The sequence below is a fragment of the Methyloceanibacter sp. genome (assembly GCF_058506495.1).
The window spans coordinates 1-23,301 of the sequence record NZ_JBZMXT010000015.1 but is presented as its reverse complement, the minus strand read 5'-3'; the positions used below and the strand labels follow the sequence as shown (position 1 = coordinate 23,301).

Below are 23,301 nucleotides of genomic sequence, written 5' to 3'. Positions count from 1 at the left end.
GTGCTAGCGGCGCTGTCGATCCGCGACATTGTTCTCATCGATAAACTCGATCTTGAGTTTGGCGAAGGTCTGTCCGCTCTGACCGGCGAGACGGGCGCTGGCAAATCGATTTTGCTCGATGCGCTGTCGCTTGCACTGGGTGGACGCGGCGACGCCTCGCTCGTTCGCAATGGGGCAGCTCAGGGCCAGGTCACGGCCAGCTTCGATTTGGCGCCGAATCACCCCGTGTTTGCGCTCCTATCGGAGAACGGGATCGCGATCGAAGACTCCGTGCTCATTCTCCGCCGTTTGCAAGGCGGCGACGGCCGTAGCCGCGCCTTCATCAACGACCTCGGCGTGAGCGTGCAGCTGTTACGGCAAGTGGGGCGGGTGTTGGTCGAGATCCACGGTCAGCACGACGAGCGCGCCTTGATCGATCCGAGCGGTCATCGCGATTTGGTGGATGCGTTTGGCGGCTTGGAGCAAGACGCTGCCCAATTGGTTTCGCGCTACGAGGCATGGGCTGACGCGGACTCGGCGCGGCTGCGCCATGAGAGCGAAGTCGCTGCGGCACGCGCCAATGCAGACTATCTTGCGCATGCCCTAGAGGAGCTTCAGACGCTTTCGCCGGAGCCGGGCGAGGAAGAAGGATTGTCATCCCGCCGTCAGCTGATGATGAGCGCAGAGAAGATCGCCTCTGAACTCAATGAAGCTTTGGACGCGCTTCAGGGGGAGGGAACCACCGGTGCCCGGCTTGCTTCGGCGCTTCGGCGGATCGAGCGGCAAGCCGCAGCAGCGGGGGCTGGTAGTGCCTCGCCTTTTGTTGCAGTGGCCGATGCGCTTGAACGCGTCCTAAGCGAAACCGAGTCTGCGCGGGAGAAAATTGAAGAGGCACTTTCTGCCACGGCGTTCGAGCCTGGCGACCTGGAACGCACAGAAGAACGATTGTTTGCACTCAGAGCTCTCGCGCGAAAGCATCGCGTGCAGGTGGACGCACTTCCCGCACTGCAGGAGAAGCTGGCAGCGGACCTTTCCGCGATTGCTACCAGCGAGTCGCGTGCGGCTGAACTTGCCGAGGCCGCCAAGCAGGCTCGTGAGGATTATGAGCAGGCGGCCCTATTGTTGAGCAAAGCGCGCGCTAAGGCAGCAAAGAAACTCGACAACGAGGTGGGGGGTGAGCTCGCTCCGTTGAAACTCGAGAAGGCACGCTTCTTGACGGCAGTCGACACAGTCGATCTTCAAGAGGGCGGCCCCGCAGGTATCGATCGCATTGCGTTTTTCGTAGCGGCCAATCCGGGGACCGAGCCAGGTCCTATGATGAAAGTCGCCTCGGGTGGTGAGCTTGCACGTTTCATATTGGCTTTGAAGGTTGTTTTGGCGTCGCGTGGCTCTGCACCAACCCTTATCTTCGACGAAGTAGAATCAGGCGTCGGCGGGGCTACGGCTGCGGCTGTTGGCGAAAGGCTCGCGGGGCTCGGCGAGAGCGTTCAGGTGCTCGCTGTTACCCATGCACCTCAGGTCGCAGCACTTGCGCAAGGGCATTTGCGCATCGCGAAGGAAGCTGTCGCGACAGCCAAGGGCGAATACATGACGACGCGCGTTGCTGTTCTGAGTGACGAAGAGCGTCGGGAGGAAGTCGCCCGTATGTTGGCCGGTCAAACGATCACGGACGAAGCGCGTGCCGCCGCGGACCGTCTCTTGCGCAAATCGGCGTAGGACGAACGACAATGGCAAAGAAACCTGCAAAGCCCGACGCACTCGCAGAGACCTCGGTCGACGCGCTGACCAAGGCCGGAGCAGCCAAAGAACTGGCGCGGCTTGCATCTGAAATCGCTCGTCATGACGCGCTCTACTACCAAAAAGACAACCCAGAGATTTCGGATGCGGCTTATGATCTCTTGCGGCAGCGCAATGAGGCGATAGAGGCGCGGTTTCCGGAGCTCCAGCGCGAGGATAGCCCGACAAGTCGCGTTGGTGCTGCGCCGTCCGATGGATTTAGCAAAGTCACGCATGCCGTGCCGATGCTCTCACTGGGCAACGTTTTCGACGATGACGGCGTACGCGACTTTGTGGATCGAATTCGCCGGTTTCTCGGTCTCGATGCGGATGCACCGTTGAATTTCACCACGGAGCCCAAAATCGACGGGCTCTCCATTGGATTGCGCTACGAGCGCGGTCGCCTGGTCCAGGCGGCAACGCGCGGCGACGGCTATGTGGGCGAGAATGTCACCGCAAACGTCATTACTATTGGCGACATTCCGAAACAGGTAAAAGCGCGGGAATTCCCGGATCCGTTTGAAGTGCGCGGCGAAATCTATATGAGCCACAGCGCCTTCGCTGCGCTCAACGTCGAACAGGAGAAAGCGGGCGCCAAGGTTTTCGCTAATCCTCGGAATGCAGCGGCGGGTTCGTTGCGGCAGTTGGATCCCTCAGTGACCGCTTCGCGACCGCTCCAATTCTTCGCTTATGCCTGGGGCGAGACGGCGAGCCTGCCCGCCAACACGCAATGGGGTGTCTACGAGGCGTTCGCCAAGTGGGGCTTTCCGCTTAATCCGCTGGCCAAGCTTACGAGCTCTCTCGATGAAATGCTGAGCGCGTATAGCGAAATAGAGGAAGGCCGAGCCGGGCTCGATTACGACATTGACGGGATCGTCTACAAGCTCGACCGACTCGATCTACAAGAAAGACTCGGCTTTGTGTCGCGCTCGCCGCGCTGGGCTGTCGCCCACAAGTTTCCGGCGGAGAAGGCGACGACGGTACTACGCGAAATCGAGATTCAGGTTGGCCGCACCGGCGCGATGACTCCTGTCGCCAAGTTGGAGCCCGTCACCGTTGGAGGTGTCGTTGTGCAGAATGCCACGCTGCATAACGAGGACGAGATCGCTCGGAAAGATGTGCGCGTAGGCGATACAGTCATCTTGCAACGGGCCGGCGACGTGATCCCGCAGATTCTGGGGCCGGTTCTGGACAAGCGGCCAAAGTCCGCCAAACCTTTCGTCTTTCCAACCGTGTGCCCCGCCTGCGGTAGTCATGCTGTGCGGGAGATCAACCCCAACACGGGGAAGGAAGATGCTGTGCGGCGTTGCACCGGTGGGCTCATCTGTCCGGCGCAGCGCGTGGAGCGGCTGAAGCATTTCGTCTCGCGCAATGCCTTCGACATCGAGGGGCTGGGCGCAAAGAACATCGAGGCATTCTACGACGAGGGCCTCATACAATCGCCGCCCGATATCTTCAAGCTGGCCACAAGAGATTCGCGCGCGGAGATAAAGCTCGAGAGTCGCGAAGGCTGGGGCGAAACGTCGGCACAGAAACTATTCGAGGCAATCGCGGCACGCCGTAACGTGACGCTCGACCGTTTCATTTATGCACTGGGCATTCGCCATGTCGGCGAGATCACGGGGCGGCTGCTGGCGCGGAACTATGGGACCGCAGATAGTTTTGTCGAAGCGATGGGGGTGGCAGCGAAGGATCGCGCAAGCGCTAGCTATGCGGAGCTTGAGAACATAGACGGGATCGGCCCGACCGTTGCGGCGGCCATAGCCGACTTTTTCGCTGAGCCGCACAACGTCGCCGTTGTGCGAGAACTGCTGAAGTACGTAAGCCCGCAAGCTCTGGAATCGGTCGACACGGCCTCCGCCGTGTCCGGCAAGACCGTTGTTTTCACTGGCACGTTGGAACAGATGACGCGCGCCGAAGCCAAAGCGCAAGCCGAGCGTCTCGGCGCCAAAGTCGCCGGTTCCGTCTCCAAAAAGACCGACTACGTGGTGGCCGGTCCCGGCGCGGGTTCTAAGCTCAAAAACGCCAAGGATCTGGGCGTTGCCGTTCTGACGGAAGACGAATGGTTGAAGCTCATCAGCTAGGTCACCCGTAGCGCAGCTTCATCGAGATGATTGTGAGAGCCAAGGTCAGCGTCACGATATTCGACAAGATCATCGGCCAATTCCACAGCATGAACCCGAAGATCAGCCAGAATGCAACGCCTGTTGCGAAGACCAAGTACATTTGCAGGGATATCGCCCGGGTCTCTTTGTGACGAATGATGTGAATGGCTTGGGGCACGAACGCGACCGTGGTGAGGGTGGCCGCCATGGCCGACACGAAGAGTTCCATCGCGGCTTTTCCTTTCTGCGCTGGATATTAGGTCTAGGTACGCGCTAGCGAATTGGTGCGGTGGCATGACGGAGCCAGGGTCGATCCTCGCTGGCGATGAGCGGCTCGAGCTTTTCGCGAACCCGCGCATGGTAGTCGTTCAGCCAGTCAAGTTCCCATGGCATGAGCTGCTTGGGATCAATCAGCCGTCTGTCGAACGGAACGAGCGTCAACGTCTCGAAGCTGAGCATCTTCCGCTCGCCGCCGTCGATCGTCTCGGCGGGTCTCACTAGCACGAGGTTTTCAAGTCGAATGCCATACTGCCCCTCGCGGTAGAAACCTGGCTCGTTGGAGAGGATCATGCCCGACTCCAACTCCTCGGTCGCGAGGCGCGAGATGCGCTGGGGCCCTTCGTGAACCGAGAGATAGCTGCCGACGCCGTGGCCTGTGCCGTGATCGAAGTCGAGGCCCGCCGCCCAGAGCGGCCCGCGTGCGAACGGGTCGAGGTCCTGGCCCCGCGAACCTTCCGGAAAACGCGCCGAGGCGATAGCGATATGGCACCTCAAAACCAGCCCGTAGTGGCGCTTCATCTCCGCCGTCGGTCTGCCAACGGCGACCGTTCGGGTCACATCTGTCGTCCCGTCGGTGTATTGGCCGCCGGAATCGATCAAGAATAGGGAGTTCCTGTCGAGCACGCGTTTCGAGTCGTTTGTTGGACGATAATGCACGATAGCTCCATGGGGTCCGGAAGCCGCGATCGTATCGAAGCTAATGTCCTTTAGCTGACCCGTCTCGCGGCGGAACTCTTCGAGCTTGATCGCTGCAGAAACTTCGTCCACCCGACCTGTTTCCCCGACCTCGTCAAGCCAGGCGAGGAAGCGCGCCATGGCCACGCCGTCGCGCAGCTGCGCTCTACGGGCGCCTTGCTGCTCGGCGTTCGTCTTGATTGCCTTTGGCAGCGTGCACGGGTCGCCACCCGCAACGTGTTTGGTACCACCCGCCGACAAAACATTCGCGAAGTGCATCGATGCGGAGCCCTCGTCGAGCCGAACCTTGGCGCCAGATTTGGCAAGTTTCGTCAGTGCAGCGTCTAGTTCGTCGGGCGCGGCGATATCGGTGAATGGCTTCAGCGCATCGCGCATGGGTTCGCCGACTTTTTCCGCATCGATAAAAAGGGTGGGGCGCCCCTTGGCTGGGACGATGGCATGCGCAAGGGCGACTGGCGTGTGCCGGATATCGCCGCCGCGATAGTTGAATAGCCAGCAAATTGATTCTGGCGAGGTTAGCAGGACCGCATCGTGTTCTGCCTCAACAAGTTCCATCTGCACATGGATGAGTTTTTCGCCCGAACCCTTGCCTGCGAACTCCAGGGGTTGAGCGAAAATTTCGGCCTGCGGCGGAGCAGGGCGATCCGTGCCCCAGATCCGATCAATGGGGTTGTCCTTGAGGGCTCTTAGGCGAATGCCGGCGGCGCCCAGCGACTTCGTAAGTCGCTCAATCTCGCTAATCGTGTGGAGCCGCGCGTCGTAGCCCACTGCATTGTTCCGGACAAGTTTGCTTTTCAGCCATTCCGAGGGCTTCGCTTTCGGAATCTGCAGGACCTCGAAGATTTCGGTATCGACCTGCTCCGGTGCTTGGAGGATGTAGCGCCCATCGACGAACAGTGCTGAACCGCTATCCGTGACGATTGCTACCCCCGCCGAGCCGGTGAAACCTGTGAGCCAGGCGAGCCGTTCTTCGCTCGGCGGCAAAAACTCGTTTTGATGCTGATCACTGTGAGGAACAAGGAAGCCCTTTAGCCTCCGTTTCTTCAGTTCCCGCAATAATGCCTCGACCCGGTCGCTGCTCGCCGCCGGAGTGCTGGCCTCATCGAACACTTGATACATGGCCAGCTTTGTAAGCCGAAGCCTTACCGCCAATCAATCGAACAAAGTGCTTGCGCTGCGGTGGCCGAGAAGCAAGGCTGCCCAGCCGTCGAGGATGATCTGCTTCTCCAGAACAAACCCGAGTGAGCTATAGCGAGCTGTTGTACCTCTAGCTTGGGACTCGGTGATTCCCGACAGAAGCACATAGCCACCAGGCACAATGATGCGCGCCATGGCTGGAGCAAGCGCATAGAGCGGCCGTGCCAAGATGTTCGCTACGATCAGGTCGGGCGCAAGGCGGCGTAGTTTAGGATGGGCTAGTCCGTCCGCGACAAACGCATGAACAGACTGGCTGATATGGGCCTTCGCCGCGTTCTGTTGGGCGATCCTGACCGCAACAGGATCATTGTCCGTAGCGATAACCGCCCGATCGAACGCCAAGGCGGCTGCGATGGCGAGGACCCCCGTCCCCGTCCCCACATCCAAGACCAAATTGGGACGTCCCCATTTCGCGAGCTCGTCGAGCACGAATAGGCACCCAAGCGTGGTTGCATGGTGTGCTGTTCCAAACGCCTGGTCCGCGTCAATCTCGATTGTGTAGCGGTTGCGGGCGATCCTTCCCCGGTCGTGACTGCCATGGATGAGAAAACGACCAGCACGGACGGGTCCGCGCTGTCCTTGACTGATGGTAACCCAGTCGGCGTCCGGTACGACTTCGATCCGTAAAGGCGATGCCGAGCGATCGGTTGCGGCCGCATTGATCAACGCCTGCAGATCGTTGCGGTCAGGTGCAGTATTGTACAGAGCAGAAATCTCGAACCGGCCGGGGCCGACATCGAAAGTGCTGACCGAGACCGATTGCGGATGCTCAGCTTCGTCCAGGATCTGAGCAATCCGCATGGCGTCTGATTGTCCAACCTCTACGATCGCGCGATAGAGGCCTGGCAACGAAGCCTCACTCATCGCGGTCTCCATCCCGAACGGCTACCACCGCGTTCCAGAGTTCGTCTACCGCAGGGTCACTTACTCCGAGTTGCTCCAAGTGATCGCGGACATTGCTGACATAGTCAAAGCTCGAGCCTGCAATACCCTCGGCCATCAGGATCATGCGTGCACGGGTGCGAAGCGACAGAGCATCTTCGATAAGACGTGGTCCATCGTAGATGTAGGTACGCGCCGTAATCTCTGTATCGGAAAGATGGATGTCGATGTTGGACGCATGGCAGGTCTCACGATCCGACAGATAGGCCTCGACTTCTCTCTGATGCGCATCGGGAAAGTCGAAGGCAATGCCTTGACACGGAGCATCGCCGCCTTGGACGGGTGCGAGATTGAGGGTTAGCCCGGGCAAGGCGCTCGTGCCCCAGCGTTCGAATGACCTTTTGTTGAATACACGCCGATGTTGGGGCGCCACAGCGTGCACGCGCTGACGACAGCCATAGCGCGTTTCCCATCCGTCCCACATGAGAGAGCCATAGCCGAAAAGCCACATTGTGCTTGGCTCACACTCGCTCGACGAAGGTATCGACCACCTTCTTGCGGCCAGCCTTCTCGAAATCAACCGTCAGCTTGTTCCCGTCAATGGCCGAGACATGGCCATAGCCGAACTTCTGATGAAAGACGCGCTGGCCAAGCTCAAGTCCGGCGCCTTCGGCCGTACTGGCAGCGACGAGGGTCCCTTCGATCGTGATCGGTTCGCGCCGGGCTCCGCCACCAGTGCGCTGGCGGTTCGCGCGCGCCCGTTGCCAGCCTGGCGTTTCGTAGTTGCCCGATGCGAACATGTCCTCGCTATCAAAGCGGCTAGGCCCATAGCCACGTAGGCCATCGTCTTCGGCGACCTGGACGTGCTCATGCGGAAGCTCGTCGATGAAGCGCGATGGAACTGCGGTCTGCCACATACCGTAGTTGCGTCGATTTTGGGCGAACGTGATCTTCGCGTTCTTGCGCGCGCGCGTGAGCCCCACATGGGCGAGGCGCCGCTCTTCTTCCAAGCCAGACCGCCCCGCCTCGTCCAGACTGCGCTGATGGGGCAGTAGGCCTTCGTCCCAGCCCGGCAGAAAAACCGTGTCGAACTCAAGCCCCTTGGCCGAGTGCAACGTCATCAGATTTACCCGGTCCGTCCCTTCCTCGGTACTTGCATCCATGACCAGCGAAACGTGCTCCATGAAGCCTGCAAGCGTATCAAACTCTTCCATAAAGCGGATGAGCTCCTTCAGGTTCTCCAAACGGCCTTCCGCTTGCTGCGACCGGTCTGCCTGCCACATACCTGTGTAGCCGGATTCGTCCAAGATCAGCTCCGCAAGCTCCGTGTGCCGCATTGTATCCACGAGTGAACGCCAGCGGTCGAAGTCGGCAAGGAGCGCCGCAATCGCCCGACGGGGCTTTGGCTTTAGCTCCTCGGTCTCAACAATGAGCCGTGCGGCCTGGGTCAGCGGGATGTCATTTGCGCGCGCCAGCTGATGTAGCGATTTCAGTGTCGCGTCGCCAAGCCCCCGGCGCGGTACGTTGACGATGCGTTCGAACTTGAGGTCGTTAGAAGGGTTGAGCGTTACATCGAGATAAGCAATCGCGTCGCGAATTTCTTGCCGCTCATAGAAGCGGGGACCGCCGATGACGCGATAGTCGAGACCTAGCGTGATGAACCGGTCCTCAAAAGCCCGCATCTGAAATGATGCACGCACGAGGATCGCAATCTCATTCAATGTGTGGTCGCGACGTTGAAGTTGTTCGATATCCTCGCCGATCACGCGCGCTTCTTCTTCGTCGTCCCAGCACCCTTGCACAACGACTTTCTCGCCGTCGTCGTCTTCGGTGTGCAGGGTCTTACCGAGACGTCCTTGGTTGTGCGCGATCAGCCTGGATGCTGCGCCGAGAATATGTGCTGTCGAGCGGTAGTTGCGTTCGAGCCGGATCACCTTGGCGCCAGGAAAGTCGGTCTCGAATCGAAGAATGTTGTCGACCTCCGCCCCGCGCCACCCATAGATGGACTGATCGTCGTCGCCGACGCAGCATACATTCTGCGCCTCCCCGCCCTCGCGCTGTGCCAATAAGCGAAGCCAAAGATATTGAGCAACGTTCGTATCTTGGTACTCGTCGACCAGCATGTAGCGAAAATGTTGCTGATAGCGAGTTAGGACGTCCGGGTGGTCCTGGAAGAGCCGGAGGTTCTCCAACAGTAGATCGCCGAAGTCGACGGCATTCAGATCCTTGAGACGCCTCTGATAGGCTTCGTACAAGTCCCGGCCCTTGCCGTTCGCGAAACCATAACTCTCGCCATCGGGCACGCGTGAAGGCCTGAGGCCACGGTTCTTCCAGCCGTCGATCATGCTGGCCAGAACGCGCGCAGGCCAGCGCTTTTCGTCGATGTTCTCCGCCGCCAGAAGCTGCTTGATCAGGCGGATCTGATCGTCCGTGTCGAGAACGGTGAAGGACGATTTGAGGTCGACGAGTTCAGCGTGGCGGCGAAGAATTTTCACGCCAATCGCGTGGAATGTGCCGAGCCAAGGCATGCCCTCGACGGCTCCGCCAATGAGCTCGCTGATCCGCTGCTTCATCTCGCGCGCGGCTTTGTTGGTAAAGGTGACGGCCAGGATTTGACCGGGATGGGCGCGCCCTAGTCGCAATAGGTGCGCGATGCGCGTCGTCAGAACGCGTGTTTTTCCGGTGCCCGCGCCTGCCAGGACAAGAAGCGGGCCATCGAGCGTCTCGACAGCCTCGCGCTGCTCGAGGTTTAGAGCCTCCAGATAGCGATCCGCAGCGCGGCGCATGGCGCGTTGCGAGATCGGTAGCGCATCCGGAAGTGGTGTATGAGACGCTTCTTCGAACCCGTCGTCCGGTGAGACGATGGGTTCAGCGGCACTTCTGCGAATCTTGCCCATGGCAAGGAATTATAGCATCGCCCGCGCTGGCGACAGCCCATGCGCGTGTATGTCCACCGTGGTCTGGTCTGCGGATGCAAGGCGCCCTCGTGTGGGTAAGAAATGCCACACCACCAGATTGTTGCCGCGCGACACTTGCGAGCAAGAACAAGCGGTGGCAAATGGAGTACGCCGCTTGTTAACCAAAATCCGGAGGTGGGAATGCGTCGTGTTTGGAAGGCGGGTTTCGCGCTGCTTGGCTTTTCGTTGCTTTTCTTTGGTCCACTCCAGTCTGCCAACGCTGGTTGCGACATAGTTCGCGCCACCAACAGCGCTGAGTCAAAAGCAGCCGCCGCGCGAGCCGCCCATGCGAACGCTATTCGGACAGCAGAGCAAATCCGTCGCAAACGGGGCTGGAGCTACGTCAAACTGCGCCCTCGCAAGGTCAAGCCCGACCCCTTCTGGAAGTCCGTGAGACCGGTGGTGACGCCTGATATGCTCCTTAAGCCCGACGTGGTGACATCGAAGACCTATTCGCAGTGTTGGAAGGGCGTTGTTGTCCCCTTCGTTTGTACGGCCGGAGCCACCGCCTGCGGCAACTAGCAAGGGCTTCGCTTTTCGCGCGGGTAGCCGCCTTTTCGGGGTTCCCCGCAGGTGAAAACTAGGCTGAATCTATTCAGTTTCTCGGTCTAGACTAGGCGAATGACGACCCTCTCAGCAGTCGACCAGCTTAGCGGCCGCGCCGCTCCAGAGCGCAAAGAGGCTCTTTTTGCATCCTTTTCTGCCCGTTTCGGCGAGCGGTTCTCTCGGTCCGAGGCTCTGCGCGCGCAGCACGCCAATACGCTGACCTGGCTGAAAGTTCAGGCGCCGGACGCCGTTCTTTTCGCCGAGACCACCGAAGAGGTATCCGAAGCCGTTTCGGCATGCGCCGGAGCGCGGGTACCCGTGATCCCATTCGGTGTGGGCAGCTCGCTCGAGGGCCAGCTGAATGCGCCATTGGGCGGTTTATCGCTGGATCTCTCTCGCATGAAAGAGATCATAGCCGTCCATGACGGCGATCTCGACTGTGTGGTTCAGGCGGGCGTTACCCGAAAGCAACTCAACGAGTACATACGGGACACGGGGCTGTTTTTTCCCGTGGATCCTGGCGCTGATGCAAGCCTTGGCGGCATGGCGGCGACGCGGGCGTCCGGAACCAATGCGGTTCGATACGGCACGATGCGGGAAGCGGTGCTCGGACTGACGGCCGTCCTCGCCGATGGGCGCGTTATCAAGACCGGGGGGCGTGCCCGCAAATCTGCTGCCGGCTACGATCTTACGCGTCTCCTCGTGGGCTCGGAGGGGACGCTGGGTGTCATCACGGAACTAACGCTGAAATTGTTTGGCATTCCCGAAACGATCCTAGCTGGTGTCTCGACTTTCGAGACCCTTGAGGGCGCGTGCAACGCAACGATTGCAGCTCTTCAACAGGGATTGCCGTTGGCGCGTATTGAGCTCTTGGACGAGGTTCAAGTCCGTGCCTGCAACGCGTATTCGAAGCTCACACTACCGGAGAAACCAACTTTGTTCCTTGAGTTTCATGGGAGCGAAGCCAGCACCCGCGAGCAGGTGGCGATCTTTTCGGAGATCGCGCAAGGCGAGGGCGGTAGTGCAGTAGATTGGGCCGCGCGGGCCGAGGGTCGCAATTGGCTCTGGCAGGCACGCCACGATGCCTATTGGGCCGCAAAAGGCTTGCGCGAGCAGACCGATATTATTGTGACCGACGTGTGCGTCCCGATTTCGGCCCTAGCGGCGTGTGTCAGTGAAACGAAACAGGACATACAAGAATTGAACCTACTCGCACCAATTGTCGGCCATGTGGGCGATGGCAATTTTCACGTCATGCCGTTGATAGACTCTCAATCGACAGATGAGCAGGCGCGGGCTAGGGAATTCCTGGATCGCCTTGTTGAGAGGGCGCTCCGCTATGAGGGCACCTGTACCGGCGAGCACGGGGTCGGACAGGGAAAAATATCCTATCTGGTCGCGGAGCATGGCGAGGCCGTAGATGTGATGATTGCCACAAAAAAGGCACTCGATCCGTTGAATATCCTGAATCCTGGCAAGATTTTTGCTGAAGTTAGGTAAGTATTATCCGCAAAGGCCGAGAATGTTCTGCGGTCATAGGGAGAGGAACGGCGTACGCGGCAATTGGCTCATTGCCATTTCCCAGCATTTAGTCATTTGTTCCGCACGGGGATCCTGCGCCGGCAGCCCCAGCATTAGGCAGATTGATCGGTGAATTCGCTTCTGCTGACACTAACAGCACTGGTCATCTTGGTGCTGAGCGCGCTCTTCGCGGCGCCGCTCTTCATCGATTGGAATGACTATCGGCCCGCCATCGAAGCGCAGATGACGAAACTCACGGGCCGGGACGTCAAAATTGACGGCAAAGTCCACCTGATCGTCCTTCCTGCGCCACAACTCAAATTCGACAACATCAAGGTCGCTGACGCCGACGGCGGTTTAGAGACACCCTTTCTTGAAGCCAAAGTTCTGGAAGCCAAACTGGACGTGGGGACGCTATTAACCGGCAAGGTCGAGGCGCACCAGCTCACGATTGTCGATCCGACGCTGCGGCTTCGGCTCAACGGTCAGGGTGGTGGCAACTGGTCTGACCTCGGACCACTTAAATCAGGCGCAGCTTTTGTACCTACAGACGTGCTCCTGGACTCCGTGTACGTGACAGGGGGTACGGTCGAAGTTGCGAAAGACGATGGCACGGCCCACGTGTTCCGGAACATCGATGGTGAGGCTAGTGCTTCGTCCCTTGCGGGCCCCTACAAGGTCGAGGCGACCTACAACTACGAAGGGCGACAGCAGTCTATCCGTTTCTCGACCGGCTTCATCGATGACAGTGGTCGGTTTCGAGTGAAGACAGCCCTACGGGATCCTCAGCGCTCTACGTCGTATCAATTGGACGGAAAAGTTTCGGGCTTGCGCGATGTCCCCACTTATGAAGGCGCGTTCATTATGCGCGTTTCGGAATTCGAAGCGCTGAGCACGGAGGAACCGGCCCAAGGCGACGGGGCCCCGATGACCGCCGCGGGAGACAACGAATCCGATTCGGAGCCGTCGAAGGCCTCGAGCGAAGAGTCCACACCACGAAGCTTGCCGAAGACGGCATCATTCTTCGAGGTGAAAGGACCTTTGACGGCGACACCAGATCGCGCCGCGCTGACCGGCTTCGAACTGACCCTTCATGCTTCCGGGCGGCCGCAGATCCTCAAAGGCGATGTCGCGCTCGACTTCCGTCCACCATACAAGGCTGAGGCCACGTTCGCGGCGCGTTGGATTGATTTCGATGCGCTGTTCGGAACAGCCGCATCCGAAGATGCACCGACACCTGCAGCAGTCCTCCGGATGTTTGCTGACTGGGCCTTGGACGAGGCGGCGAAAGTGGGAGAGGGAGCGCTTTCTCTCGATGTCGAACAGGCTGGCCTTGGCGGCGATCTCGCGGGCGGGCTGACCCTGAAGCTCGGAAGTGTCAACGGCGGTGTCGCGATAGAAAAGCTGACTGCGACGTTACCGGGGGAGAACCGCGTCTCGACATCGGGCACGCTGCGTAAGGGTGCGTCCGGCCCGATTTTCGAAGGGCCAGTTGAAATCGACGGCGCCGGGCTTCGGGCGCTGACACGTTGGGCCGCGGGCGATCGCGCGATCACTGGGCAAACGTTCGTTGGAGACTTCTCGCTATCCGCGGATGCGAAGATTGGCGAAGGCGAGATTGCCCTTTCGAACGCGAAAGGCGCTGTAAGTGGCACACCCTTCGGGGGCAGCTTCCACTACCGGGCTGGCGAGACCAACCTCATCAAGGTCGATTTCCAGAGCGACCGTCTGGACCTTCGGGAAACGCTCGGTGGAGAGCCAATCTGGTCGGCGTGGTTGCCGACGAAGAATGGAGAAGCCGTCGCCAAGAATACTTCGGACGGGACGAAGCTACTCAAAAAGATTCAGGACGACGAGGTGCGTGCGCACTTGGAGGTCGGCGAACTCTTGCTGCCCGACATAGCCCCCGGCAGACTCAGCGCACAGCTCTCGCTCAGCGGCGGCAATCTCGACGTTCAGTCTCTCGCTTTCGTTGCACCAGGCGCTATGACGCTCGGTGGACAGGGTAAGATCGCCAGTGTGACGGAGACGCCGTCTGGCCAGATAGATCTGTCTTTGCAAGCTCAAAGCACTGACAGCGTGCGGGCGCTGGCAGGCCTAGTCGGTTTCAGCGACCGTGTCGTCAAGTCCGAGCATCTATCGGCGTTGACACCATTCGATATCAAGGCCGCCCTCGTGGCTAGCCCGGAAGGCAACGCGACAGACGCGTCGCTTCAGTTGGACGGCAAGGTCGGCGGATCGAATCTCGCGCTGCTCGCCAAAGCGAACGGCACACTTGACCAAGCCCGAGACGCCGAGATCGATATCGTTGGCAGCGTTACCGGCGACCGTCCACAAGCACTTCTCGTGTTGCTGTTCCCAGATCTACCGCAGGACCGTCTGGCGGAAGCCGCGGGTGCGCAGGGCACGTTGTCTCTTAAGTTGAAGGGCGTTCCTAGCAAGGAACTATCAGGGCGGGCCGCGTTGGAGACGGCGGTGCTTCAACTCGCCTTCGAGGGGATAGGCGCGCTACCGGAGGGTGGAACGACACTTAACGGTTTCGCCTCGATCTGGACTGAGGACGCGAGTCTGGCGTTGCCATTGTTGGGGCTTGATCCGCCACCCAGCTCGCTCGGCGTCCCATTGTCGGTTAGTGCGAATGTCGCAAGTGAGTCCAGCGAGGTCGATCTCGAGCAGATCAAGGCGACCGTCATGGAGCAGCCCATCGAAGGAGCCGCGCATTTCGGCCGCAATGGAGACGTCACGACGTTCGACATCGCGGCCACGGCGGAGCGCGTTTCGCTTCCGGCCCTGATGGGTCTCCTTGTCGCCTGGGAGCGAGCCGAGTCAACCGAGGAGATGTTGGGCGCTATTGATGACGACGCCGCGCCCGTTTGGCCGGCACGGGGCCTATCGCTCGGGCTTCTCGACAAGGCGGAGGGCACGATATCGCTCAGTGCCAAGACATTGTCGCTGGGCAAGCCGTTTCAGGTCTCGAGCGGGAAACTCCAGGTCAAGGTCGATCAAGGGAATCTGGCTATCGAGTCCGTTGATGGCACGCTGTTTGGTGGCACGTTCTCCGGTTCAGGTTCCCTTTCGCCGCGTGGCAGCGGCGCTGCACTGACCGCCAAGGCGAACCTAAAGCAAGGAGACCTCGCAGCCCTTACGGAGGCAATTGCCGGCGTTCCGCGCGCCAGAGGCGTTTTCGATTTGTCTTTCGATGTCGCTGGCGACGGTCTGAGCCCGCCGGGTATCGTTGCAGACCTCAGCGGTCAGGGCGGTATGACACTCGGAGCCGGAACGCTCACATCGTTCACTGCGGCACCGTTGCGTCAGATTGCGGCCAAGGCTGCGGCGAGCAACAAAGTGGCGACCAAGGAGCAACTCGATGCGGACGCTGAGCGAATTCGCGGCGAACTGAGCAAGGGGCGCTACGCCTTCGATCCAGTGACTTTGGACTTTGAAGTGACGAACGGCACCATGCGTTTCGCGCCGGCGAGTCTCGCAAGCAAAGGCGTTGAGACCGCGCTTGAGACCTATGTGGACCTTGTGGGACTGCGGCTCGATAGCGAATGGCGGATGCAGCTCACATCGGCACGAGGCGCAGCCGTCCCGCCGCTAACAGTTGTCTTTGCGGGGCCGCTCGACGATGCGCGTACAATCGCTCCTGCTGTCGGTACGGCGGCCATAAAGAACAAGATGACCATCGACCGCTTGCGTGAGAATGTCGAGCGGCTGGAGACCCTCGACGTCTCTGGAGGGCGCGCGCCCGCCGACGCGGCGGCTAGCGAAGCGGCAGCCGAAGCCAAGACAAAGGCGGAGGCGGAACAAGCTGCGCGGGAAAGGACCGAGGCCGAGGCGCGCGCCGCGCGGCAGAGGGCCGCAACGGAGAAGGCGGCCCAAGAACAAGCCGCAAGAGAAGCCGAGGCAGCCCGACAAAGAGCGCTCGCGGCAGAGCGTGGTGAGGCGGAGAAGCGCGCAGCTGAGGAAGCCCGTGCGGCAGCCGAGGCAAAAGCAGCTGCAGAGCAAGCAGCCGCACGACAGGCCGCGGAGGCAGAAGCGGAAGCAGCTAAACAACGCGCACTAGCAGAAGAGCGTGCCCAAGCCGAAAGGCGTGCGGCAGAGGAAGCACGTGCGGCAGCGGAGGCAAAAGCAGCTGCGGAGTTGGAGGCGGCACGGCGCGCTGCAGCAGAAGCTCAAGCTGCGGCCGAGAAAGCGGCTCGGGAAAGAGCGGCAGCTGAGGCCAGGGCCGCGGCGGAGGCAAAGGCGGCGGCGGAAGCCAGAGCAGCCGCCAAGCGGGCCGCTAGCGAGCGTGCAGCCGCGGAAGCACGTGCTGCGGCTGAGCGTGCCAAGCGGCAACGCATCGAGGCTGAGGCAAGGGCGGCGGCCGAAGCCAGTGCCACCGCGGCTGTCCCCGGAGAACTCTTGCCGCCTTTGCCGACCCTCGCGCCGAGTAACGAAAATGGCGAGCTGGGCGATCCGATTGCGGATCTTCTCGATGGCGCGGCGACGGAAGAAGGGGCAGAGGAACAACCCATCGCGACGCAGCCCCAGCGCAAGCGTCGCCGGGTTATACGCCGACGGCGCAACGACTGGCGCCGGAACTACGGTCCGTTCGGGGGGCTCTTTGGCGGCCGCTAACGGCGGCCGAGCCCGACTACCTTTTCGTCCGCGCGTTCTTCATGCGCTGAAGCACATAAAGTCGTAGTGAAGCAGAAAGGCTGGTCCCATCACCGCGAGCCGTTCTTTCGCAATCGATCTCGCTGACCAGGCGCGCGATCGACTTGCCTTGATCCTGTGCCAACTCTGCCAGCGCTTCCCAGAATGGCGCCTCCAGTGAAACGCTTGTTCGGTGACGGGCGATTGTCAGCGAGCGCTTATTGCGAGCCTTGGTCATCAGTCTGAAGCCGCTACTTCTTGGGGGCGACCATATTCTCCGGGCGGACGAGCTTGTCGAAGTCGTCAGCAGAGACATGGCCAAGCCGCACGGCTTCTTCCTTCAGTGTCGTCCCGTTCTTATGGGCGGTCTTGGCGATTTCGCTCGCGTTATCATACCCGATATGTGGCGCCAACGCTGTGACCAGCATCAGAGACCGTTCCATGTGCTCCCTGATGCGATCGCGATTGGCTTTGATGCCTAGCACGCAATTCTTGGTGAAGCTGTCGGCAACGTCAGCCAGAAGTCGGACGGACTGCAGAAGCGCGTAGGCCAGCACGGGCTTGAATACGTTGAGTTCGAAATGTCCTTGGCTGCCTGCAAAGCTAACAGTGGTTTCATTTCCTATGACCCGCGCACAGACCATTGTGACGGCCTCGCACTGCGTGGGGTTCACCTTGCCTGGCATGATGGACGAGCCGGGCTCGTTCTCGGGCAGCAGGATTTCACCGAGGCCCGAGCGCGGTCCCGATCCCAGCAAGCGGATGTCGTTGGCGATCTTGAACATAGCAGTCGCCACTGAAGTTAAGGCGCCATGGGTGAAGACATACGCGTCGTTGCCAGCCAGGGCCTCAAACTTGTTCTCGGCCGATACGAAGGGGAGCTTCGTCAGCGCGGCCATTTTTTGGGCGAAGATGTCCGCGAAGTCCGGGTGGCTGTTTAGGCCGGTGCCGACTGCCGTGCCGCCTTGCGCCAGCGCGTAGAGCCCCGGCAAAGTCAGCTTCAGACGTTTAATGCCGGATTCGATCTGGGCCGCGTAACCGCCGAATTCCTGGCCAAGTGTCAGCGGCGTCGCGTCTTGCATATGCGTACGGCCAATCTTCAGGATGTCCTGAAAGCCTTCGGCCTTGTCCTTGAGCGCTGCGAACAGCCGGGACAGGGAGGGATCGAGCCGATAGGCAATCTCCTCGGCGGCGGCCACATGCATGGCTGTCGGAAAGGTGTCGTTCGAGGACTGTCCCATATTGACATGATCGTTTGGGTGAACGGGCTTCTTTGTGCCTAGCTCTCCGCCGAGGATCTCGCTGGCTCTGTTCGCGATCACCTCGTTGAGGTTCATGTTGGTTTGAGTGCCGGACCCTGTCTGCCAGACCACAAGGGGGAAATGCCCATCCATTTGTCCGTCGATAATCTCAGTCGCGGCCGTCGCTATCGCTTGGGCGAGCTCCGAATCTAGTCGCCCCAGCTCTTGATTTGTCAGAGCAGCAGCCTTCTTGACCAGCGCCATGGCGCGGATCATGGGTTGCGGCATCATTTCGTCCCCGATCTGGAAATTTTGGCGCGATCGCTGGGTCTGGGCGCCCCAGTAACGGTCGCCGGGGACTTTGATCGGCCCAAACGCGTCCGTTTCGGTGCGCGGAGCGGACGATGATTTATGGGCGTCGGCTGAAGTCATGAGCGAGATTCCCCTATTTGAAATGAGAGGTTGGTCTACGGGAGAGTTTCTGGAATCCTCATACCAGCCGCGACCGGACAATTGGCGTGTAAGGCTATACCATTGCGGCGAGGGATGAGAGAACCTGGGATGTAACCAAGCCCGCCGAGACGAATGTCTTGGGGTGCGATTTGGGTTGCCCAAATAGGAGGGCGTGTGACGGCGGCGTCCACACACATAGTGCTGCCACAGTCGAAGACGGTGCAAGCCTGCGAGACTTATGCCCGGTTGGCGGCTGTGTTGGTCTGCATCGTCGGCGAAGTTGTGCTCGCGACCTGGATTGGCATATTCCCCGAGCGCCTCATGCCGAGTCTTTCCGGCATGCCGCCCATCGCTGCGGTCGGCGTCATCCTCGCGGGATTGGGGCTTTTGTGCTTCACGTTCCGGCGCATTCGCTTCGTCGCAAGAACGACCGGCTTGCTACTGGCCTTGTTTGGGCTCCTGATGTTTGGCCAGGGCGCTCTTGGCAATCCCGGGTTCGATCAGTTCCTCGTTCCCGATCCGGCGACGCCGCAGGCATTGATTGAAGACCAGTTCTCCCTGGCTCAAGCGGCGTCGGTGCCGACGGTCCCCACCCCTGAGGGAACATCGCCTGGGATATTGTTGGCGCTGATCTTGTTTGGCGTTGCGCTGTTTTATGCCGACCACGTCCGAACGGCGCCGTCCGTCCTAAGCCAGGTCCTCACGCTGGTGTTGCTTGCTCAAGTGCTCCTTGTGGTGACGGGAGCGGCGTATGGCGTCGACATGACGGGTGATCCGTTCCCTTTCATGCGCTTGACCACGTATGGCGTCATCGCTGTCCTTCTTCTCGCGACGGGTTTGATCGCCGCCTCGCCCGAGCGCGGCGTTGCTGCTGCGATCTTGGAGCAATCCCCCGCTGGCGAAATGTTGCGCCGGCTCTTGCCGGGTATCCTGATGGTCCCACCGATCCTTGGCTGGTTCGCACGTCAGGCCGAGGTGAATGCCCTGTACGATAGTGCTGCAGCGCTCGTGATTTTTGCGGTAGCCAGCATTGTTGTGCTTGCGGTCTTCGCTTGGACTGCGTTAGGCGCTGTGCGCCGTGCGGACAGCGGTCGGCAGGTGGCGCTACTGGATTTGCGCGGGCAGCGCGAGTGGCTTTCGACCACGCTGGGATCAATTGGCGACGGTGTGATCGCAACCGACCCCAATGGGAGCGTACTCCTGCTGAACAGGGTGGCCGAAGATTTGACGGGTTGGCCGGCCAACGAGGCGCGGGGGCGGCCTATCTGGGTGGTCTTCCGCGTTGTAGATGAGGAGACGCGCAAACCTGTCGACGATCCAGCGCTAAGAGCTCTTCGGGAACGAGAGGTTTCCCGCATGGAGTCGGGTGCGATGCTCATCACCCGAGACGACAAAGAGTTGCCGGTGGAGCATTCGGGCGCGCCGATCATCGGGCAAGACGGTTCGCTTGCTGGCGCCGTACTCGTGTTCCGCGACGTCACTGAGCGACGGAGAACGGCGCAGCGTCAGACCATGCTGGTTGGCGAATTGAACCATCGTGTAAAGAACGTACTGGCGATCGTTCAGTCGCTCATGCAAGCAAGCTTGCGGCAGGCTAGGGATCCGACGACGCAAACCATGGCCCGTACATTGGCGGAGCGTCTTCGGGCACTCCATCGTGCGCACGATTTGCTGCTTGAGTCGCAATGGTCCGGGGCAAGTCTCAAGGCCATGGTTGAACGGGAGCTAGAACCCTACCGGCGCGAGGGCGGTCCCAAGGTCGGAATCAAGGGGTCCGATGTACTGCTGCCACCACAATGCACCTCTATCCTAGCTATGACTCTGCATGAGCTGGCGACCAACGCGGTGAAGTACGGCGCGCTGTCGCAGAATGACGGTCAGCTGAACGTCGCCTGGAAGGTTCAGAGGCGCAATCGGCTCCTTCTTACTTGGGAGGAGAAAGGTGCCCCCACGGTGCCGAAGCCGTCTGGCCGAAAGGGTTTTGGGTCGCAACTGATCGATCAGGGAATTCGTCACAATCTCGGTGGCGAGACTAAGACCGAGTTCCGCAAGGCGGGATTGTACGTGGAACTCAGTGTGCCCCTGAAACCGAGTAACGAACCAAGAGCCAAGCCCGACGCCGTTCACGCGCCGGCAGCATAGTCACACGAATCTTCGAGATGTCGGCCTACTCCAAGACGCTGATTTCTTCGTTGGCGTGGCGGAGACGTTCGGAAAACTCGCGCGTCAGGTTCCCAAGAATTGTGATCATGACGTTAGGGTGCTCGTCGGCGAGTTCATGCAGCTCCTCGACACCAAGCCCGTAGCAGATGACTTTTTCGTTTGCGATCACGTCTGCGGAGCGCGTACCGCCGTCGAGAAGAGCCATTTCGCCGAATGTGAGACCGGGCCCGATTGAGGCCACGCGTTTATGTCGTCCCGGTTTGTTGTGGAGTTGGATCTCGACACTTACCGTTCCACGTGCCAAGACGAAGAAGAGTTTAGCCGGATCTCCTTCGCGCATAATGACGTCGCCTTTGTCGAATACCAACGGCCGCACGATACGTTCGACCAATCGGCATTCATCAGCCGACAGACCATTGAACAAATTGATCTGCTTCAGAGAAAATTTAGTCCCGACGCTAGACCCGACGCCTGCGAGAAGCTGATCCTCGCACCATTCTAGCGCCGCGTCTGCATCGCGGAACTGACGAAGCGCGTGCCCTTCTTCCGTCTCGGCGAGTGCGCGTGTCAGGCGGTCTAGCGACCCTTCATTATCGATGGACGCAAATACCAGTTCTGTATCGCTCCCAGCGATTGCGCGGACCCCACGGCTAATCAGCTTGCAAGCGGCATTGTCGGCGTGGTGCACGCGCTTGAAGTCAACCACCAGGTACTTGGCGTCCTTAGAGAGCTCCGTGAGCTTGCGTAGGAGTTGTTCAGTCGAACCGAAAAATAGAGCGCCCTGTGCCTCGAGAACGGCGATGTCATAGCCTTTCTCCGCGAGAAGTGTGCGCTCCTCCAACGTTCGCAGCCGGTTGGAACGAACCAGATCAGCACGGTAGTCACATCGGAGCACGTTGCGGACATTGGTATGATTGTAGAAAGCGTGAAGTTGAAATTCGCGCGATATGTCTTGACAGACAGCAATGCCGCGCACGCTGTTGCCTTGTTTGTCGATGGGCGGTGCGTAGACGCAGATCCCAATCTGACCGGGTATCGCCGCAATAATGCAGCCAGACACGCCACTCTTTGCCGGCATGCCCACCTCATAGGCCCATTCGCCGGCATAGTCGTACATGCCGCAAGAGTTCATCACCGTCAGGACGTCGCGCACATGTTGCGTGTCGAAAACTTGGTGATCGGTGATGGGGTTCGTGCCGTCATTGGCGAGCGTTGCGGCCATAATTGCTAGGTCGCTGGCAGTCACACTTAGAGAGCACTGCCGGAAATAGAGTTCGAGGACTTCCTCCGGGTCGTGCTCAATCATCGCCGTGTTCAGCATCATATAAGTGATCGCGCGGTTTCTATGGCCTGTCGCGAGTTCCGATTGATAGACCGCTTCGTCGATTTCAATCTTGCGGCTAGCGAGACCCGAGAACAGCTCAAGCATATTGTTTGTGCGCTGAGCCAACGACCCACCTTGCATCATCTCCGCGATTGCGATCGCACCGGCATTCACCATCGGGTTGAAGGGGCGGTTAGCAACTTCATCCAGTACGATCGAGTTGAACGCCTCACCGGTCGGTTCCACACCGACTTGGCGGAGGACGCGTGGCCGCCCGTGGTGCTGAAGCGCATATCCGTACATGAACGGTTTGGAGACTGATTGTATCGTGAACGGCACGCTAGCATCGCCGACGGTATAGAGCTGCCCATCTACGGTGGCGATGGCGATACCAAAGAGGTTTGGGTCGACCTTTCCAAGCTCAGGGATATAGTCCGCAGGGGCTCCGCCTTCTATGCTCGAGACGCGGGCATGGATCTCGTTGAGATAGTCTTGGATCGGCGCAAGAGCTCCGCTATCCGCTGTTGGTGCGGCGCGGATAAGGTCGAATTTGTTCAAGAACGAGTCTCCCCCAAGCGATGCGCGATCCCGCATTCTTGCAAGCATCAATCAGAAATCGTGCCATGTCGACCGCCCCGTTATTTTAGGTGACCGATGGCATTTTTTCGAATGCGAATGACCAATGCTTAGGCATAAGGGCGGCGGCAACGCCTAAGAAAGCGGCTACTTCTTGCGGAAGTTGTCGAGTTGCACGACTTCAGCTGGCGGACGGGACATCACCACTTCGACAGGTTCGCTCTCGGCAGTCTCTTCAGCGGGCGGCTCCGTGCTGCCGCGATCGTCGGACTTATCGCTAACCACGTCAGGTAGGGCTGAAGCCATATGCTGGCGTGCGGAGTCGTTTGCAGCGCCCGGCTTCCCGAACTGAAGACCAAACTGCGCCGACGGATCGTAAAACGCTTTTACAGAGCTGAACGGAATGACCAGCCGCTCCGGCACGTTGGCGAAGGAGAGCTTTACCTCGAAGCGCTCGTCCGAAACGAACAAATCCCAAAACTGATATTGGAGGACGACAGTCATCTCCTCCGGATACTGTTCCTCCAATCGCTTAGAGATAGAGACGCCATCTGCTCGGGTGTCGAATGCGATGTAGAGGTGGTGCTCCCCCGGGAGACCATCGCTTTGGACTTGTGTGAGCACTTCGCGCACGACGCCACGCAATGCGTTCTGCGTCAGAAGATCGTATCGAATTCCATCGTCTGCCATGTAATGGCGCCGCTCCATTTTTTGGCGACGTAGGCAGTCACCCCGTCGAAGTGGAGGGCTTCTGTTGCCCGGTGCCCTCCGAAACCGCGCCTAGTCTCTGCGAGGAGGCTAGGGCTTTAATTTAGGCTATCGCGCCGCATTACGCAGCGAGACGTGCCTCCGCATAGTTGTCATTGGCAACTATTAGGTTCGGCCCGATAACGGCGGATACCATGCCGAGCGAAAGTACGACCTTTACACCCTCGTCGATCCTATTTCGGCCCCGCCACGTTTCAGTC

Annotated in this window: 15 protein-coding genes and 1 other RNA gene; 6 read left to right on the top strand and 10 right to left on the bottom strand. The window is 59.9% G+C overall.

Features of this window, described 5'->3' with window-relative positions; genetic code table 11:
- Entirely contained in the window at positions 1–1,695 is a 1,695-nt protein-coding gene (gene recN / locus AC33YF_RS04825) for a DNA repair protein RecN (RefSeq protein ID WP_491776068.1), read from the top strand.
- A gap of 11 nt (positions 1,696–1,706) precedes the next feature.
- Positions 1,707–3,839 carry an NAD-dependent DNA ligase LigA gene (ligA, locus tag AC33YF_RS04820; RefSeq protein ID WP_491776067.1) on the top strand — a complete coding sequence of 711 codons (2,133 nt, stop codon included), beginning with the start codon at positions 1,707–1,709 and terminating at the stop codon, positions 3,837–3,839.
- 1 nt (position 3,840) lies between these two features.
- Here ligA and AC33YF_RS04815 read toward each other — a convergent pair whose 3' ends face one another.
- From AC33YF_RS04815 to AC33YF_RS04795, 5 genes are read right to left on the bottom strand one after another with little or no spacing between them, the layout of a single operon-like run.
- A complete protein-coding gene (locus AC33YF_RS04815) occupies positions 3,841–4,089 on the bottom strand; it encodes a SemiSWEET transporter (protein WP_491776066.1) in 249 nt (82 codons plus the stop codon).
- Between the two features lie 44 nt (positions 4,090–4,133).
- Complete coding sequence (locus AC33YF_RS04810) at positions 4,134–5,954, bottom strand: aminopeptidase P family protein (protein WP_491776065.1); 1,821 nt, start codon at positions 5,952–5,954, stop codon at positions 4,134–4,136.
- 33 nt (positions 5,955–5,987) lie between these two features.
- A complete protein-coding gene (locus AC33YF_RS04805; protein ID WP_491776064.1) occupies positions 5,988–6,896 on the bottom strand; it encodes a 50S ribosomal protein L11 methyltransferase in 909 nt (302 codons plus the stop codon).
- Positions 6,889–7,425 carry a gamma-glutamylcyclotransferase gene (locus tag AC33YF_RS04800; RefSeq protein ID WP_491776063.1) on the bottom strand — a complete coding sequence of 179 codons (537 nt, stop codon included), beginning with the start codon at positions 7,423–7,425 and terminating at the stop codon, positions 6,889–6,891. Before AC33YF_RS04800 ends, AC33YF_RS04805 begins: the two co-directional genes overlap by 8 nt.
- Positions 7,426–7,435: 10 nt before the next feature.
- A complete protein-coding gene (locus AC33YF_RS04795) occupies positions 7,436–9,811 on the bottom strand; it encodes a UvrD-helicase domain-containing protein (RefSeq protein ID WP_491776062.1) in 2,376 nt (791 codons plus the stop codon).
- Positions 9,812–10,012: 201 nt separating this feature from the next.
- On the opposite strand from AC33YF_RS04795, the gene AC33YF_RS04790 reads away from it, so the two are divergent.
- The 3 genes from AC33YF_RS04790 (at position 10,013) to AC33YF_RS04780 (ending at position 16,558) form a co-directional block, all read left to right on the top strand.
- Entirely contained in the window at positions 10,013–10,393 is a 381-nt protein-coding gene (locus AC33YF_RS04790; protein ID WP_491776061.1) for a hypothetical protein, read from the top strand.
- Positions 10,394–10,492: 99 nt separating this feature from the next.
- Complete coding sequence (locus AC33YF_RS04785) at positions 10,493–11,917, top strand: FAD-binding oxidoreductase (protein ID WP_491776060.1); 1,425 nt, start codon at positions 10,493–10,495, stop codon at positions 11,915–11,917.
- A gap of 150 nt (positions 11,918–12,067) precedes the next feature.
- Positions 12,068–16,558 (top strand): AsmA family protein, encoded by a 4,491-nt coding sequence (locus tag AC33YF_RS04780; RefSeq protein WP_491776059.1) that lies wholly within the window; start codon positions 12,068–12,070, stop codon positions 16,556–16,558.
- A gap of 16 nt (positions 16,559–16,574) precedes the next feature.
- Here AC33YF_RS04780 and AC33YF_RS04775 read toward each other — a convergent pair whose 3' ends face one another.
- The gene (locus tag AC33YF_RS04775; RefSeq protein WP_491776058.1) at positions 16,575–16,814 is read right to left on the bottom strand and encodes a ribbon-helix-helix domain-containing protein; all 240 of its coding nucleotides are present in this window, start codon (positions 16,812–16,814) and stop codon (positions 16,575–16,577) included.
- A gap of 13 nt (positions 16,815–16,827) precedes the next feature.
- A complete protein-coding gene (gene fumC / locus AC33YF_RS04770; RefSeq protein ID WP_491776057.1) occupies positions 16,828–18,249 on the bottom strand; it encodes a class II fumarate hydratase in 1,422 nt (473 codons plus the stop codon).
- Positions 18,250–18,444: 195 nt separating this feature from the next.
- Between fumC and AC33YF_RS04765 the strand changes: the two genes are divergently transcribed.
- Positions 18,445–20,412, top strand: a complete 1,968-nt coding sequence (locus AC33YF_RS04765) for a sensor histidine kinase (RefSeq protein WP_491776056.1) — start codon at positions 18,445–18,447, stop codon at positions 20,410–20,412.
- Positions 20,413–20,437: 25 nt separating this feature from the next.
- Here AC33YF_RS04765 and glsA read toward each other — a convergent pair whose 3' ends face one another.
- From glsA to ssrA, 3 genes are all read right to left on the bottom strand, one after another.
- On the bottom strand, positions 20,438–22,315 hold the full coding sequence (gene glsA, locus AC33YF_RS04760; RefSeq protein WP_491776055.1) for a glutaminase A: 1,878 nt from the start codon (positions 22,313–22,315) through the stop codon (positions 20,438–20,440).
- 165 nt (positions 22,316–22,480) lie between these two features.
- A complete protein-coding gene (locus AC33YF_RS04755; protein WP_491776054.1) occupies positions 22,481–23,023 on the bottom strand; it encodes an SspB family protein in 543 nt (180 codons plus the stop codon).
- A gap of 49 nt (positions 23,024–23,072) precedes the next feature.
- Positions 23,073–23,301: a transfer-messenger RNA gene (gene ssrA / locus AC33YF_RS04750) on the bottom strand; the annotation flags it as partial.